This window comes from Verrucosispora sp. NA02020 (genome assembly GCF_013364215.1).
Lineage (GTDB): Bacteria > Actinomycetota > Actinomycetes > Mycobacteriales > Micromonosporaceae > Micromonospora.
The window spans coordinates 5,556,512-5,571,972 of record NZ_CP054923.1 but is presented as its reverse complement, the minus strand read 5'-3'; the positions used below and the strand labels follow the sequence as shown (position 1 = coordinate 5,571,972).

The 15,461-nt window shown below is 71.8% G+C and carries 14 protein-coding genes; 6 read left to right on the top strand and 8 right to left on the bottom strand.

All coding sequences use genetic code 11. The features are described from left to right. Positions 1-110: 110 nt before the first annotated feature. The 3 genes from trpD to HUT12_RS24720 all read right to left on the bottom strand — a co-directional run bounded on the left by trpD (position 111) and on the right by HUT12_RS24720 (position 2,760). Positions 111-1,154 (bottom strand): anthranilate phosphoribosyltransferase, encoded by a 1,044-nt coding sequence (gene trpD, locus HUT12_RS24730; protein ID WP_176094916.1) that lies wholly within the window; start codon positions 1,152-1,154, stop codon positions 111-113. An 88-nt stretch (positions 1,155-1,242) separates the two neighbouring features. Beyond that, the gene (locus HUT12_RS24725; RefSeq protein ID WP_131055539.1) at positions 1,243-1,638 is read right to left on the bottom strand and encodes a hypothetical protein; all 396 of its coding nucleotides are present in this window, start codon (positions 1,636-1,638) and stop codon (positions 1,243-1,245) included. Between the two features lie 171 nt (positions 1,639-1,809). Further along, positions 1,810-2,760, bottom strand: coding sequence for a cytochrome c oxidase assembly protein (locus tag HUT12_RS24720; protein ID WP_254877075.1), 951 nt, complete (start codon positions 2,758-2,760; stop codon positions 1,810-1,812). Between the two features lie 171 nt (positions 2,761-2,931). On the opposite strand from HUT12_RS24720, the gene HUT12_RS24715 reads away from it, so the two are divergent. The 5 genes from HUT12_RS24715 to HUT12_RS24695 all read left to right on the top strand — a co-directional run bounded on the left by HUT12_RS24715 (position 2,932) and on the right by HUT12_RS24695 (position 8,010). Further along, positions 2,932-3,531, top strand: a complete 600-nt coding sequence (locus HUT12_RS24715; protein WP_162854382.1) for a heme-copper oxidase subunit III — start codon at positions 2,932-2,934, stop codon at positions 3,529-3,531. A gap of 72 nt (positions 3,532-3,603) precedes the next feature. Continuing rightward, positions 3,604-4,440: a cytochrome c gene (locus HUT12_RS24710; protein ID WP_176094914.1), complete on the top strand. Its 837-nt coding sequence runs from the start codon at positions 3,604-3,606 to the stop codon at positions 4,438-4,440. Continuing rightward, positions 4,437-5,534 carry a ubiquinol-cytochrome c reductase iron-sulfur subunit gene (locus tag HUT12_RS24705; protein WP_131054108.1) on the top strand — a complete coding sequence of 366 codons (1,098 nt, stop codon included), beginning with the start codon at positions 4,437-4,439 and terminating at the stop codon, positions 5,532-5,534. The genes HUT12_RS24710 and HUT12_RS24705 overlap by 4 nt, the downstream gene beginning before the upstream one ends. Beyond that, on the top strand, positions 5,531-7,156 hold the full coding sequence (locus HUT12_RS24700) for a ubiquinol-cytochrome c reductase cytochrome b subunit (protein WP_131054107.1): 1,626 nt from the start codon (positions 5,531-5,533) through the stop codon (positions 7,154-7,156). The genes HUT12_RS24705 and HUT12_RS24700 overlap by 4 nt, the downstream gene beginning before the upstream one ends. A gap of 167 nt (positions 7,157-7,323) precedes the next feature. Further along, positions 7,324-8,010, top strand: coding sequence for a DUF4142 domain-containing protein (locus HUT12_RS24695; protein ID WP_176094913.1), 687 nt, complete (start codon positions 7,324-7,326; stop codon positions 8,008-8,010). 260 nt (positions 8,011-8,270) lie between these two features. Here the strand turns inward: HUT12_RS24695 and HUT12_RS24690 are convergent, their stop codons facing one another. From HUT12_RS24690 to HUT12_RS24670, 5 genes are all read right to left on the bottom strand, one after another. Beyond that, positions 8,271-8,558: an Lrp/AsnC family transcriptional regulator gene (locus tag HUT12_RS24690; RefSeq protein WP_131054105.1), complete on the bottom strand. Its 288-nt coding sequence runs from the start codon at positions 8,556-8,558 to the stop codon at positions 8,271-8,273. Positions 8,559-8,706: 148 nt separating this feature from the next. Beyond that, on the bottom strand, positions 8,707-9,582 hold the full coding sequence (locus tag HUT12_RS24685; RefSeq protein ID WP_254876948.1) for a sugar phosphate nucleotidyltransferase: 876 nt from the start codon (positions 9,580-9,582) through the stop codon (positions 8,707-8,709). Continuing rightward, positions 9,579-10,121 (bottom strand): NUDIX hydrolase, encoded by a 543-nt coding sequence (locus HUT12_RS24680; RefSeq protein ID WP_131054104.1) that lies wholly within the window; start codon positions 10,119-10,121, stop codon positions 9,579-9,581. Before HUT12_RS24680 ends, HUT12_RS24685 begins: the two co-directional genes overlap by 4 nt. A gap of 53 nt (positions 10,122-10,174) precedes the next feature. Further along, positions 10,175-11,956: a bifunctional (p)ppGpp synthetase/guanosine-3',5'-bis(diphosphate) 3'-pyrophosphohydrolase gene (locus HUT12_RS24675; protein ID WP_176095953.1), complete on the bottom strand. Its 1,782-nt coding sequence runs from the start codon at positions 11,954-11,956 to the stop codon at positions 10,175-10,177. 129 nt (positions 11,957-12,085) lie between these two features. Continuing rightward, positions 12,086-13,840, bottom strand: coding sequence for a DEDD exonuclease domain-containing protein (locus HUT12_RS24670; RefSeq protein WP_176094912.1), 1,755 nt, complete (start codon positions 13,838-13,840; stop codon positions 12,086-12,088). A 136-nt stretch (positions 13,841-13,976) separates the two neighbouring features. Here HUT12_RS24670 and HUT12_RS24665 point away from each other — a divergent pair, with 136 nt between their 5' ends. After that, entirely contained in the window at positions 13,977-15,401 is a 1,425-nt protein-coding gene (locus HUT12_RS24665) for an NYN domain-containing protein (protein ID WP_176094911.1), read from the top strand. Positions 15,402-15,461 lie beyond the last annotated feature (60 nt).

Sequence of the window (15,461 nt, the reverse complement as noted above, 5' to 3'; positions counted from 1 at the left end):
CTCCTCCCGCGCGTGCCGGCCGGCGGTCGTGTGGGGAACTACTCGACTGTAGTTTTCCACGGCCGTCCGACGTTTCCGCACTCGGCCGACCGGCCTGGACGGGGGTCGGGTCAGGCGGTGGCGACCTCGATCCAGCGGTCGAGCGTACGGGCGGCGTCGCCGGAGTCGATCGACTCGGCGGCCCGGTCCAGGCCGGCGCGCAGGGCGTCGGTCAGGTCGCCGTCCAGCGGACCCTGGGTGGCCAGGGCGGCGGCGGCGTTGACCAGCACGGCGTCGCGTACCGGCCCGGGTTCGCCGGCGAGCAGCCGACGGGCCACGTCGGCGTTGTAGGCGGCGTCACCGCCGCGCAGGTCGCTGAGGGTGGCCCGGGGTACCCCGAGCTCCGTGGCGTCCACCACGGTCTCCCTGACGGTGCCGTTCTGCGCGATCCAGAAGCGGGTGGGTGCGGCGGTGGTGAACTCGTCGAGGCCGTCCTCGCCGCGCATCACGATCACCGAGTCGCCCCGGGCGGCGAAGACGGCGGCCATCACCGGTGCCATGGACGAGTCGAAGCAGCCGACCGCACCGGCGCGGGGACGGGCCGGGTTGGTGAGCGGGCCGAGGAAGTTGAAGGCGGTGGGTACGCCCAACTCGCGGCGTACCGGGCCGGCGTGCCGCATGCCGGGGTGGAAGCGGGCGGCGAAGCAGAAGCCGATACCGGCCTGCTCGACGCAGCGGGCCACCCCCTCCGGACCGAGGTCCAGCGGGATGCCGAGGAACTCCAGCAGGTCCGCGGTGCCGCAGGAGGAGGAGGCGGCCCGGTTGCCGTGCTTGACGACGCGGACGCCCGTTCCGGCGACCACCAGGGCGGTCATCGTGGAGATGTTCACGGTGTGCGCCAGGTCGCCACCGGTGCCGACCACGTCCAGCGCGGTGGCGCGTACCTCCTCGGGCAGCTCGACCGGGACGGCCTGGCCGAGCATCGCCTCCACCAGCCCGGTCACCTCGGCCGGTGTCTCGCCCTTGGCGCGCAGCGCCACGGCGAAACCGGCGATCTGGGCCGGCGCGGCCGAGCCGGACATGATCTCGCCCATCGCCCAGGCGGTGTCGGCGGCGGAGAGTTCCTCGCCGCGCAGCAGCGCGGTGAGCAGGTGTGGCCAGGTCCGATCGCCCATGACGGGCCTCCCGAGCAGACGAGTGCGGGTGGGACGGGACCGGCGCCGGCTCGCCCGGCGCCGTGGCGGTGCCGGAGTCGGGCGTGCGTCAGGCGGGGGCGTGCGTCCGCAGGACCTCGGCCACCGTGGCGGCGGTGGTCACCGGGTCGAGCGGGTGGACCAGGGTGGCGTCGACCTCGGCGTACGCGGCCAGCCAGCGGTCGGCGGCACGGGCGATCACCACGCAGGTCGGCGGGGAGTTCTCGTAGTCGTCCTTGATCTGCCGGGCGATGCCGAGACCGCCACCGGGGCTGGCCTCACCGTCGAGCAGCATCAGGTCGATCTCGAAGTCGTCGACCACGCGGACGCACTCGGCGTAGGTGGACGCCTCGACGAACTCGACGCGCAGGTCGGACGCCGGGCGGGTGCCCACGGCGAGCCGCATCCTGTCCCGCACCTGCGGGTCGTCGCTGTAGAGCAGGACGGTGCACAGACGCTCACTCATGCCGACACTCCGCTTCGCTCCGTGCCGTCCGCTGGCACCACCGCACCGAGTCCGATGACTCGCTCGCGCTCGCTCATGGTCAGACTTGCTCCCACCTCGTAGCTGCGCCGCCGATCGTACCGGTCGTGCCGACCGCCGGGACACGCCGCCCCGCGTGCCCCGCCGACCGGCTCAGGTGGGGGAGCCGGCGGCGGTCTCCGCCGCACGTTGGCGGGCCTCCTGGCGGTCCAGTTCGCGGTCGACCCGGCGGGCCTCCCGTTCGGCCGAGCGCATCCACTGCACCACCAGGACGCCGAGCATCGTCACGCTGACGAACTCGCCGCCGGCCCAGAGGATGCCTCCGGCGAGCACCTGGTCGTCCCACGGGTCGGCCCAGGTCAGCCCGAGCGAGGGGTACCAGTCGCCGCCGAACAGGGTGCTGCTCTGCATGACGGTCAGTCCGAGCACGGTGTGGAACGGCACCGACAGCAGCATCAGCAGGGCCCGGCCAGGGTACGGCCAGCGTCCGGGCAGCGGGTCCAGGCCGACCAGCGGCCAGAAGAAGAGGCAGCCGGTCATGATGAAGTGGGCGTGCACCACCTCGTGCGCCCAGACGTTCTCCAGGGTGTAGCGGTACAGGTCGGTGAAGTACAGCGCGAACGGGTTCACCACGAAGATGGCGAACGCCACCAGCGGGAACGTCCAGATCCGTACGACCCTGCTGTGCAGCACCGCCAGGAGGCGCTTGCGGGGGCGGGTCGGCAGCGTACGCAGGGCCAGCGTCACCGGCGCGCCCAGCGCCAGGAAGATCGGCGCGATCATGGAGAGCACCATGTGCTGCACCATGTGCACCGACAGCAGCGTGGTGTCGTACGCGTGCAGTCCGCTGACCGTGACCGAGGCGATGCCGCCCAGGCCGGGCCCGAGGAAGAAGACCGTCCGGGCGATCGGCCAGCGGTCCCCGCGCAGCCGCAGCCGGTGCACTCCGTAGAGGTAGAGGGCGGCGGCGACGACCAGGACGACGGCGAGCCAATTGTCCAGCCTGGCCTCGGTGACCACGGCGGTGATCTGGAAGGGCGGCGGGCCGGCGTCGGCCGCGAGCCACCCGGCGCCACCCGTCACCGGGGCCGTCGCCGGGCTGATCGCGCCCGCCGTCAGCTGCGGCGCGGCCGATACGGCCAGCGTGATCGGGTCGGTTTCCAGCACGCCAATCAGCCTAGGTCAGGCGAACCGGACGGTACCGATCGGGCCACTCGGACCACGGGTTTCACCCCCCGCTGATCGCCGGCCGTGGTCAACGGCAATAATGACCGCGTGACTGCGGCCCCAGCCATTGACAAGAGCCGGATCCACTCTCTGACGCGGCCCAACATGGTCAGCGTCGGGACGATCGTCTGGCTCTCCAGCGAGCTCATGTTCTTCGCGGCGCTGTTCGCCATGTACTTCTCCATCCGCGCGGCGGCGCCGGAGCAGTGGGCGATGCACACCGAGGTCCTGAACATCCCGTACGCGACGACGTTCACGACGATCCTGGTGCTGTCCTCGGTGACCTGCCAGATCGGCGTGTTCGCCGCCGAGCGGGGTGACGTGCACGCGCTGCGGCGCTGGTTCACGATCACCTTCGTGATGGGCCTGATCTTCCTGCTCGGCCAGCTCAACGAGTACCGGGAGCTGGTCCACCACGGCATCAAGATCAACGCAGACGGCTACGGGTCGATGTTCTACCTGACCACCGGCTTCCACGGCCTGCACGTGGCGGGAGGTCTGGTCGCCTTCGTGATCTTTATGATCCGCACCACCATGGGCCGGTTCACGCCGGCCCAGGCCACCTCGGCGATCGTCGTGTCGTACTACTGGCACTTCGTCGACGTGGTCTGGATCGGGCTCTACGCCATGATCTACTGGCTTCAGTGATCTTGGCGTGTCTCGCGCCGTGCCGTTGCTCCACCCCCTGAGACAAGGTCCAACCGGTTAAGGACACAGGTCATGACTTCTGACAACGACCGCCGACGCGGCCTGCTCGCGCGGCTGCGCGGGCGGCCCGTGGCGCCCAGCAGGGGCCGCCGTCGGCTGGGTGCCGCGGTCCGGCTGGTCGCCGCGCTGATGCTGGCCGGCGGCGCCTACACCGTCCTCGCCCCGAGCGCGTCGGCGCAGGAAAACCCGCCGCTGAGCAGCGCCGCCGCGGACGGCAGGGCGCTGTTCGACGTGAGCTGTGTGACCTGCCACGGTCGCAACGCGCAGGGTGTCGAGGGGCGCGGGCCGAGCCTCATCGGCGTCGGCGGGGCCTCGGTCGAGTTCCAGGTCAGCTCGGGCCGGATGCCGATGGCCCGGCAGGAGGCCCAGGCGGCCCGCAAGCCCGCGGTGTTCACCCCGGACGAGATCGACCAGCTCGCCGCGTACGTCCAGGAGCTCGGTGGCGGCCCGGTCGTGCCGGCCGGCGACAACCTGCACTCCGACGGCAACATCGCGGTCGGCGGCGAGCTGTACCGGATCAACTGCTCGCAGTGCCACGCCTTCAGCGGCGGCGGCGGCGCCCTCTCCTCCGGCAAGTACGCACCGAGCCTCGCGCCCGCCACCGACCGGCAGATCTACGCCGCGATGCTGAGCGGCCCGCAGAACATGCCGGTCTTCGGTGACAACCAGATCACGCCGGAGCAGAAGGCCGACATCATCGCCTACATCCAGCAGACGCTGAAGTCGGACGGTGACCCGGGCGGGTTCAACCTGGGCCGGTACGGACCCTCCACCGAGGGCGTCGCGATCTTCCTGATCGGCATCGTCGCACTCGTCTTCGCCAGCCTGTGGATTGCGGGCAAGTCGTGACCGAGCGAACCAGCACCCACACCGAGCAGCCAGCCCACGCGGGCCGAGAGACGGTGGACGTGAACGACCCGGCACTGAGCCGGTTCGACATCGTCCGCGAGGGCGCCCGTCGGGACGACATCGAGATCGTCCACTACGAGGAGCAGGTCGCGCCGGGCAGCAAGGCCGAGCGCCGGCTGGTCCGTACGGTCGCCGGGATGTTCCTGGTCACCGGCCTGGCCGCGACGGCCTTCCTGGCGGTCTACATCTGGTGGCCCTGGGAGTACCAGCCGGGCCGTGGCGGGGACAAGTACTTCACCCCGCTGCTCGGCACGACCCTCGGCATCGCCCTGCTGGGCATCGGCTTCGGCATCCTGACCTGGGGCAAGAAGCTGCTGCCCAAGGAGGTGTCGATCCAGGACCGGCACGAGGGCGTGGTGGCCAGCGAGGACCGAACGATCACCGGGCAGACCATGCTCTACATGGCCGACGAGCTCGGCGTGAAGCGCCGCCCGCTGCTCGGCATGTCGCTGCTGGCCGGTCTGGTGCCGGTCGGTGCGGTCGCCGCGGCGCCGCTGGTCGGTGGCCTGATCTCCGACCCGCACGAGAACGACCAGATGATGACCACCGGCTTCGCCCCGCAGGACGGCCAGAAGATCCGCCTGGTCCGTGAGGACGGCCGGCCGATCCGCCCCGCCGACATCAGCGCCGGCGGCCAGATCACCGTCTTCCCGGGGATCGAGCACGGGGTCAGCAACCTGCACGCCGACTCGCCCACCCTGCTGATCCACCTGCGGGACGCCGACGCCGAGACCTCGCGCCGCAACAACGAGCGCGAGGGCCACGGCGACTACATGTGGGGCAACTACGCCGCCTACTCGAAGATCTGCACGCACGCCGGCTGCCCGGCGAGCCTCTACGAGCAGCAGACGAACCGCCTGCTCTGCCCGTGTCACCAGTCGCAGTTCCTGATCACCGACAACGCCAAGCCCATCTTCGGTCCGGCCAGCCGGCGGCTGCCGCAGTTGCCGATCGAGGTGGACTCCGAGGGCTACTTCGTGGCGACGTCCGATTACACCGAACCCGTCGGGCCCGACTTCTGGGAGCGGCCGTGAAGCGGCGCAAGTTTGACGTAGCAGCGGTTCCGGGCAACACCGCCCGGGCGGTCGACGACCGCTTCCAGGTGGCCACCCCCCTGCGCAAGCTGCTCAACAAGGTCTTCCCGGACCACTGGTCGTTCCTGCTGGGCGAGATCGCGCTCTTCTCGTTCATCGTCCTGCTGCTGACCGGTGTCTTCCTGACCTTCTTCTTCGAGCCGACGATGACCGAGGTCATCTACAACGGCAGCTACGCCCCACTGAGGGGTACGCCGATGTCGGCCGCGTACGCCTCGACGCTGGACATCTCGTTCGACGTCCGGGGCGGCCTGATCATGCGGCAGATGCACCACTGGGCCGCGCTGCTGTTCATGGCGGCGATCGTGGTGCACATGCTCCGGATCTTCTTCACCGGTGCGTTCCGCAAGCCGCGTGAGACCAACTGGATCATCGGTTCGCTGCTGTTCTGGGTGGGCTTCCTGGCCGGCTTCACCGGCTACTCGCTTCCGGACGACGGCCTCTCCGGCACCGGTCTGCGGATCGCCTCGGCGATCATGCTCTCCATCCCGGTGATCGGCACCTGGGTCACCGCCGCGGTCTTCGACGGCGAGTTCCCCGGCACGATCATCATCAGCCGGTTCTTCATCGCCCACGTGCTGCTCATCCCGGGTCTGCTGGTCGCGTTGATCAGCGTCCACCTCGGGTTGGTCTTCAAGCAGAAGCACACCCAGTGGCCGGGTCCGGGCCGGACGAACAACAACGTCGTGGGCGAGCGGATGTTCCCCCGGTACGCGATCAAGCAGGGCGGCTTCTTCATGGTCGTCTTCGGCGTGATCGCGCTGATGGGTGGCCTGATCCAGATCAACCCGCTCTGGCTGTTCGGCCCGTACGAGGCGTGGGTGGTCTCGGCGGCCAGCCAGCCCGACTGGTACGTGATGTTCCTGGACGGCTCGACGCGGTTGATGCCGGACTGGGAGATCAACATACCCATCGGCGACGGGTACGTGATTCCACCGCTGTTCTGGCCGACGGTGGTGCTACCGGGCATCCTGGTCGGGCTCTCCACGCTCTATCCGTTCATGGAGGCCCGCTACCTGAAGGACTACCGGAGCCACAACCTGCTCCAGCGTCCCCGCGACGTGCCGTTCCGGACCGGCCTGGGCGCCATGGCCATCACGTTCTACGTGATCCTGACGCTCTCCGGCGCGAACGACGTCATCGCCGACAAGTTCCACATCAGCCTGAACGCGATGACCTGGGCGGGCCGGATCGGTCTGCTGCTCCTTCCGCCGCTGGCGTACTACGTGACCTACCGGATCTGCCTCGGTCTGCAACAGCACGACCGGGAGGTCCTGGCCCACGGTGTGGAGACCGGCATCATCCGGCGCCTGCCGGACGGTCGGTTCGTCGAGGTGCACCAGCCGCTGACCGCACCGGACGAGCACGGACACACCGAGCTGGACTACGCGGGCTGGGTGGTGCCGAAGAAGATGAACCGGCTCGGTGCGCTCGGGCCGGCGATCCGGGGCTTCTTCTACCCGATCGAGAAGCCGGCCGAGGCGCCGGTGTCGCCGGGTCACCCGCCCGTCGAGCCGCGCGCGGAGCGCGAGGAGATCGGCAGCGGCGAGTCCCGCCGCTGAGTTCCGTCACCGCGTGACGTGGCGCCCGCCGGAGAGATCCGGCGGGCGCCACGCCCGTTGTGGGCCTTCCACCCCGCCGCCGGAGCTTCCCGCCCGTCGTCGGATCGCAGGAATAACCCCGGCCAGCCGGGTATCCGTGCGGTCCAACGTCTCAACGGGGAGGAAGCATGTTGGGTATCAAACGCCTCGGCCTGCTGGCCGCACTGGTGCTGGTGGGTGTCGCGCCCGCTGCGGCAGCGCAGGCGGCGGCGCAGCCTTCGGAACAGGACACGCAGTACCTGCAGGCGGTGCACCAGGTCAACCTGTACGAGATCGCCGCAGGTGAGCTGGCTCAGCAGAAGGCCGAGAACGAGCAGGTCAAGGAGCTGGCGCAGCAGTTCGTCACGGACCACACCGAGCTGGACCAGTCGGTGCAGGACGTGGCCGGGCAGCTCAACGTCCAGTTGCCGAACGAGCCCACCCCTGATCAGCGGACGGCTCTCGACCAGCTGAACAACGCCAGTGGTGAGGAGTTCGACCGGCTCTGGGTGACCCAGGGTCTGGCCGGTCACCTGCAGGCCATCCAGGCGACCCAGACGGAGATCTCGCAGGGCACCGAGCCGCAGGTGGTCCAGCTCGCGCAGACCGCGCTGCCGGTGCTGCAGGCGCACTACGACGCCCTGGTGACGCTGGCCGAGGAACTGGGCATCCCAGTCCCGCAGACCAGCGCCAGCGGTACGCCGGGCCCGGGTGGCACGGTGCCGGCTCCGGGTGGCACCACCCCGGCTCCGGGCGTCACCGAGGAGACCCCGGGTGGCACCACCGAGTCCCCGGCGCCGGGTGTCACCGAGGTCCCGGTGCCGCAGGAGAGCTGATCCGGCGGTGAACACGGCGAGCCGGTCCGTCCTCCGGGATGGACCGGCTCGTCCCGTCGTGGCAGGAAGCGGACCGCTCGGCTGAAGACTCCAGCTAGTTCTCTGTCCGGCCTTTGCTCTGCTTCAACCGACGCACTGCTCTTCGGCGCGAACCGTTGCGTGGGTTGAAGCAGAGCAAAGGGGCCGCGCAGGACCTCGGTCTCCCCAGCGCGAAGGGCCGCGAAGCACCTCGGCGCCGGGACCGGCAGCGTGGTGGCGCGTCAGTCGGTGGCGCCCAGGCCGATCGCGAACGCCTCCTCCAGGTCGTGCCGGGAGTACGCGCGGAACGCGATGTGCGACTCGGTGTTGAGCACTCCGGGCACCTTGGAGATGCTGCCGGCGATGATCTGCGCGATCTCCTCGAACTGGCGGACCCGGACCATGGCGATCAGGTCGACGTGTCCGGCCACCGAGTAGACCTCGCTGACCCCGGGCAGGTCGGCCAGCGCCTCGGCCACCTCGGGGATCGAGTCGGTGGCGCAGTCGATCAGGACGATCGCGGTGATCACGGCAGGTCTCTCCGTTCGTCGGCGTCGCTGCCCATGCTATGGCCTGCCTGCCGGACCCGCCCCGGAGTACCGCTGCCGCACGCTCCGATCGGGCGGACAGACCCGACCGATCCGACCGGCCCCGGGGAAGGAACCGGAGGAAGCAGGGTCAGGCAGCCGGGACGGTGAGGCCGGTGGCGGTGCGGATCACCTCGTGCAGGCGTTCACCGGCGTCGACGGTGGCGCCCGGCCAGACGACGCTGCGGGTCACCTCGCCGGCCACGGTGGCACCCGCGCCGACCACGCTGCGGTGGCAGCCGCCGGTGACGGATGCGGTCGGGTCGACCAGGCTGTCGTCGCCGGCGGCGTGCAGGTTGGCGGCGAGGTAGTCGGCCGGGGTGCCGGTGTCGACGAAGGTTCCCGGGTAGGGGACCACCGTCAGCCGGCCGTCGGCCTCGGCCGGTCGCCAGACCGCGCGGACCAGGTCGCCGAAGACCGGCGGCAGGTCCCGGACCAGCCGCCAGGGGAGCAGCGAGAAGCCGGTGAAGACGTGGCCGTCGAAGGTGCCCGGCGCGGTGAGGTCCGGCGCGGGTCGGCCGAGCAGGCGTACGGAGTCACCGTCCCAGTCGTGCAGCAGCGCGGCGATGTCCGGCCCGGGTGGTGCGGCCGGATCGGCCAGGTACGCGTCGGCGTTGCCGACCAGGACGCCCCGCCCGGCGATCCAGTCCCGCAGCCGGCCCACCCCACCGGCGGTGCCGAGCGGACCGTCGGGCTCGACGGAGAGGTGGGCGCGCGTACCGACCTGCTCGACGACCTGCTCGCCGAGATAGCTGGCGTTGACGGCGACCGTCTCCGGCCCGGTCAGGCCGAGACCGGCGAGCCGGGCCAGGGCCCGGTCGAGCAGCGGTACGTTGCCCACCGGGCAGAGCGCCTTGGGCACCCGCTCGGTCAGCGGGCGCAGCCGGGTGCCCTCGCCGGCGGCGAGCACCACCGCGCAGATCCCGCCCGCCGGTGCGCCGGTCGGACCGGCGTCCGGGCCGCTCACGGCGCGGTGTCGGGGAGTGGGGGCGGGAACCGGTCGGTCAGCGGGCCGATGCCGTAGTAGGCGAGCAGCCGGGCGGTGGGCCAGGTCAGCTTGGGCAGGTCGTCCAGCGGATGCCAGACGGCCTCGAAGACCTCCGCCCCGTCCACCTCCAGCGCGGTGGTCGACGCCGGCACCTCGGCGGTGAAGACCATGTCGACCCAGCCCTTGGCGTGCACGATCGCGTTCGGTGTGGCCGGGGTCAGCCGGGCCGGGGCGAGTCGGACGCCGGTCTCCTCGTGCAGTTCGCGGGCCGCACCCACCGCCGGGTTCTCGCCGCGTTGCAGCAGACCGGCGGGCAGCGTCCACCCGCGCCCCGGTGGCTGGCGCAGCAGCAGCAGCCGACCGGCACCGTCGGCCTCGCTGTCGCGCAGCAGTGTGACGGCGCCGACGATGTACTTGGGTACCGCCATCCGGACCAGTTGACGACGTACCGGCAGGGGCAGCCGGTAGAAGACCTGGTACGCGACGGCGCGTGCGGCGCGGCGCGAGCGGGGGATCATGGTTCCAGGCTAGTGGCCGTACGCCGGGCGCGCGTCGCGGGACGGCCGGCCGGTCACTGCCGGTGGTCGACCAGGTCGATGAGCTGGCGTACCACGGTGTCCGGTTCGATCACCCGGTCGAAGACCGCGACCAGCAGGGTCTCCAGGTCCGGGTAGCCGAGTTCCTCGGAGAGCCGCAGCAGCGGCAGGTCGCTGGCCAGGCCCCGGTTGTGCTGACGCAGGGCCAGCCCGATGGTGGCCCGGCCGAGGCGCACCTTGTCGCTGATCGAGATGCCGGGCTCGCTGTGGTCGGCGAACCACCGGTTGATCTGCATCTGCGCGTGCGGCGACTTGACGAAGCCGAGCCATTCCCGGCGGGGGCCGCGCGGGGCGACCTCGGCGTCCAGGCCGCTCTCCGCGTCGGTCTCGGTGAAGATCTCGACCACGTCGCCCTCCTCCAGCTCGGAGGAGAGCGGCACCAGCCGGCCGTTGATCCGGGCGGCCAGGCACCGGTCACCCCGGTCGGTGCCGAGTTCGTACGCCAGGTCGACCGGGGTGGCCCCGCCCGGCAGCACGACCTGTCGGCCCTCGGCGACCACCTGGATCTGCGCCTCGGACAGGTCGCAGCGCAGCGACTGGAGGAACTGCGCCGGGTCGGCGGCGTCCTGCTCCCAGTTGAGCACCCGGCGCAGCCAGTCGAGCTGCTCGGCGCGGGCACCACCGGAGCGCGGGAAGCGGAAGTCGGCCACCACGCCGTACTCGGCGGACCGGTGCATCTCCTCGGTGCGGATCAGCACCTCGACGGTGCGGTTCTTGGGGCCGCAGACGGTGGTGTGCAGGGAGCGGTACAGATTGTTCTTCGGCGAGGCGATGAAGTCCTTGAACCGGCCCGGCACCGGGCGCCACAGCCCGTGGATCGCGCCGAGGGCGGCGTAACAGTCGGTGGCCGGGCCGTCCACCACGACGGTGATCCGGGGCAGGTCGTACGGGACGGTGTGCCCGCCGGACACGGTGTCCTTCCAGATCGAGTAGAGGTGGCGGGGGCGAGGGGCCACCGTGGCGTCGACCCGGCCCCGGCGCAACGCCACCCGGGACTGGGTCACCACCTCGGCGAGGTAGCTGTCCCATCCGGGGCGGTCGTGCACGTGCCGGGCGATGCGGGAGTGCTCGTCCGGCTCCAGGTGCAGCAGCACCACGTCGTCCAGCTCCCGTTTCAGGGTCTGGATGCCGAGCCGGTCGCAGAGGGGTACCAGCACCTCCTGCGTCTTACGGGCGATCCGCTCCCGCGAGGCGGCCGAGCGTACGCCCAGGGTCCGCATGTTGTGCAGGCGGTCGGCGAGCTTGATGACCAGCACCCGGACGTCCTTGCCGGCTGCGATGATCATCTTGCGGATGGTCTCCGCCTCGGCGGCCTTACCGTAGAACGCCTTGTCGAACTTGGTCACCCCGTCGACCAGATGCGCCACCTCGTGGCCGAAGTCCTCGGCCAGCGCCTGCAACGTGTAGCGGGTGTCCTCCACCGTGTCGTGCAGCAGCGCCGCGACCAGGGTGGTGGTGTCCATGCCCAGGTCGGCGCAGATCTCGGCGACCGCGAGCGGGTGCGTGATGAACGGCTCCCCGCTCTTGCGGAACTGCCCCCGGTGCATGTTCTCCGCGATGGTGTACGCCCGGCGCAGCACGGCCGGGTCGGTGCCGGTGTGGATGGCACGGTGGGTGCGGACCAGATGGCCGACCGGCTCGGCCTCGGCGGTGGGCCAGGTCAGCAGTGAGCGGAGCCTACGGGCCAGGGGCAGCTCACTCGGCTGTGTCGGGAGCGCACCGCCCAGGGCTCCGCCATGTCCGGCGTCGACGTCCACCTGGGACACCCCCTGACGCCCACCCCGCGAGTGCCGGAGACCGGCAACCGGGAGCAGACCCTCGAAACGGGCAGGAATGCACTTCCTTAACAGAGTAAGTGAGCCGACGTAGTCCGATCGGACAGTTGCTCATGAGCGTTCGGACCAGAGTTGGTGAGATGCGCCGCTCTCGGCCTTCTCCAGCAGGTCCCGGAAGCGGCCCGCGCCGGCCACCGGGGAGGCCCAACTGTCCGACATCTCGACCAGCCGGGTCTCCGGACGTTCCAACCAGGACAGGATCCGTTCCGACTCCTCCGGGGTGGCCGCCGGGACCGGACCGTGACCGGGCGACACCGTCTCGGCGGTGGCCCGGATCGTGGCCAGCGTCGGTCGAGGGTGGACGCCGGCCGGGGAGACCCCGGCACCGGCCAGCCGGCCGTGCCGCACCAGCGCCAGCTCCCAGCCACCCCCGGCGGCCGGGTGGGCGGCGGCCAGCTCGGCGATCCCGCTCAGCGCGGCGAGCCGCTGCATCCGCACGGTGGCCCGGAGCACCGCGGCCAGCCGGGACCGCAGCGTCGCGGCCTCCTCGTAGCGCTGGGCGGCGGCGAGCGTCTCGATCCGGGCGAGCAGGGCGTCCACCACCGGTTGGGGGTCACCGGTGGTGGCGGTGGCGAACGGCTGCACCGCGCGGTCGTCGTACTCCTGAGGGGTGATCCGGTGCTCGCAGGGCGCCGGGCAGCGACCCAGCTCGGCCAGGGCGCAGGCGGGGGTGATCGTGCGCAGCGACAGCCGGTGGGTGCACTGGCGCAGCGGCACCGCGTCGTGGAAACCGGCGGCGGCCAGCTCCGCGGTGCGCCGCGAGGTGAACGGGCCGAGGTAGGCGCGGTCGCCGGGGGAGATCTCCCGGACCACCGACAACCGGGGGTACGGCCCGTCGGTCAGCTTCAGCCAGACCATCCGCTCCGGGTACTTCGACCGTCGGTTGTACGGCGGCGCGTGCGCCCCGATCAGCCGCAGCTCGCGGACCTCGGCCTCCAGCGGGTGCGCGCACTCCACCGCCTCGACGCGCTCGGCGGCGGCCAGCATCTCCGACATCCGGGCGCGTTTCTCGGCGGCCGTGAAGTAGCTGCGGACCCGGGTGGCGATGTCCCGGGAGGTCCCCACGTAGAGGGGCCGGTCGTCGGCGGCCCGGAAGATGTAGACACCCGGGGACCGGGGCAGGCCCTCGGCGAGGTGCCGTTTGCGGCGCTGGGTCGGGGTGACCGCGCGGGAGAACTCGATGGCGTCGCCGACGGTGTCGACCCGGTGGCCGCCGAGCCGGCCGATGAGCCCGTGCAGGACGTCCACGGTGGCCCGGGCGTCGTCCAGCGCGCGGTGGGTCGGCTGGGTACCGGCCCGGAAGTACGCGGCCAGCGTGGCGAGCTTGCGGTTGGGCACCTCGTCGCGCAGCAGCACCCGGCGCGCGAGTGCGGCGGTGTCCAGCACCCGGGGGTTCGGCCAGCGGTAGCCGTGCCGGGCGCAGGCGGCCTTGAGGAAACCGACGTCGTACGGCGCGTTGTGCGCCACCAGCACGGCGTCCGAGACGAACTCCAGGAGGCTCGGCAGCACCTGCTCGATCGGTGGCGCAGGCAGCAGCATCGCCTGGGTGATGCCGGTCAGCACGGTGATGAACGGCGGGATCGGGACTCCGGGGTTGACCAGGGTGCCCAACACCCCCAGCTCCTCGCCGCCGCGCACCTTGACCGCGCCGATCTCGGTGATCCCGCCGCCGTCCGGGGCACCACCGGTGGTCTCCAGGTCGACCACCACGAACGTCGTCGCGTACAGGGGCAGCGCCGGGTCGACGCCGTCGACGGTCGGGTCGAGCCCGGCCAGCGCCGGCTGGAGGTACTCCTGTTGTGCCATCGCCGGCACGCTAACCGCCCGGTGCGACACTCCGGTCCCGGGCGTCCCACGGGTCCCGTACGTCACCACCGGTCTAGGATGAGAGATCGGCTCACTCACCAGGCGGTGGGCCCGGTCGCGGTGGGAGACTTGCCACATGCCCCTCACCGAGCCGTCCGACGACAACCTCCCGCAGGAGGAGCAGGTCGTCACGGTGCCGGCCGCTGGTGAGGTGGGTTCTGCCGACGGGGCGGCGACCGCTGGAGAGCCGGCGGAGCCGGAGCCGAGCCTGCCCGAGCCGGTCCGCCAACGGATCGTCTCGCTCACCGCCGCCGTGCTCCCCAGCCTGCCCTCCGACGAGGTGCCCGTGCCGTTGCGCCGGGTCGCCAAGTTCGCCCCCAACCGCCGGGCCCGACTCGGCGCGCCCGTTATCGCCGCCCAGCTCGCCGCCGACCCGCTGTTCCGGCAGCGGGTCACCGCCCGGGTCCTGGCCGACGCCGGTGACCTCGGCACCGCCGTGGTGGAGGGGACCGCACCCGCCGCCGCCGACCCGGTCGAGGTGGCGGCCCTGGCCTATCTGGCCCGACCTCGCGGCTGGCGCGAGCTGATCGACGCCAGCGGCGCGGCGGTCCGGGCCGAGGCGGACAGCGCGGTCGTCGCCGAGCTGGTCCGCCTGGCCGAGCAACGGGCCACCCGCGCCGAGCACGACCGGGCGGTGGCCCGGGTCGAGGCCGACAAGCTGCGCGACGAGGTGGCCCGGGTCCGTGAGGAGATGGGCCAGCTCCGCGAGGAGGCCCGCCAACTGGCCCGTACGCTCCGGGAGACCCAGGCCCGCGAGCGCCGGGCGGCCGAACTGCTCGCCACCGAGCGGGGCCGCGCTGCCCGCGCGGCGGCCGACGCCGACGCCGAGCTGCGCCGGGCCCGGGCGCGACTGGCCGAGGCCGAGGCGGCGGCCGGGGTGGCCCGGTCCAGCGCCAAGGAGGCCCGTTCGGTCGACGACGCGCGGCTGTGGCTGCTGCTGGAGACCATCGGTCAGGCCGCCGTCGGGCTGCGCCGCGAGCTGGCCCTGGACCCGGTCGACAAACTGCCGGCCGACTTCGTCGCGGACACCTACGCCGACTCGTCGGCGGCCACCCCGGCCGGTGCCGCCGCCCGCGCCCAGGACACCGACGACCCGGGCCGGTTGGATCAACTGCTCGCGCTGCCCCGGGCCCACCTGGTCGTCGACGGCTACAACGTGACCAAGCGCGGCTTCGGCGAGATGTCCCTGGAGCAACAACGCAAGCGCCTGATCAGCGGCCTCGGCGGCATCGCCGCGCAGACCGGTGACGAGGTCACCGTCGTCTTCGACGGCGCCGAACGCATGCACGGACTGCCACCCACCCCGCGCGGGGTGCGGGTGCTCTTCTCCCGCAAGGGGGAGACCGCCGACGAACTGATCCGCCGACTGGTCCGCGCCGAGCCGCCCGGTCGCGCGGTGGTGGTGGTCTCCTCCGACCGGGAGGTCGCCGACGGCGTACGCCGTCACGGCGCGTACCCGCTGGGGGCCGACTCGCTGCTGCGGCGGCTGGCCCGCTCCTGACCCGGCCGGTCCGAGCGACCGCGCGCGACGGTGGGCCGGCTCGGTCTCCGCGGCGATGCC

Coding starts and splice junctions, on each gene's coding strand:
- trpD (WP_176094916.1), bottom strand. CDS start 1,154: ATGGGCGATCGGACCTGGCCACACCTGCTCACCGCGCTGCTGCGCGGC.
- HUT12_RS24680 (WP_131054104.1), bottom strand. CDS start 10,121: ATGATCCCCCGCTCGCGCCGCGCCGCACGCGCCGTCGCGTACCAGGTC.
- HUT12_RS24695 (WP_176094913.1), top strand. CDS start 7,324: ATGTTGGGTATCAAACGCCTCGGCCTGCTGGCCGCACTGGTGCTGGTG.
- HUT12_RS24710 (WP_176094914.1), top strand. CDS start 3,604: ATGACTTCTGACAACGACCGCCGACGCGGCCTGCTCGCGCGGCTGCGC.
- HUT12_RS24725 (WP_131055539.1), bottom strand. CDS start 1,638: ATGAGTGAGCGTCTGTGCACCGTCCTGCTCTACAGCGACGACCCGCAG.
- HUT12_RS24665 (WP_176094911.1), top strand. CDS start 13,977: ATGCCCCTCACCGAGCCGTCCGACGACAACCTCCCGCAGGAGGAGCAG.
- HUT12_RS24670 (WP_176094912.1), bottom strand. CDS start 13,840: ATGGCACAACAGGAGTACCTCCAGCCGGCGCTGGCCGGGCTCGACCCG.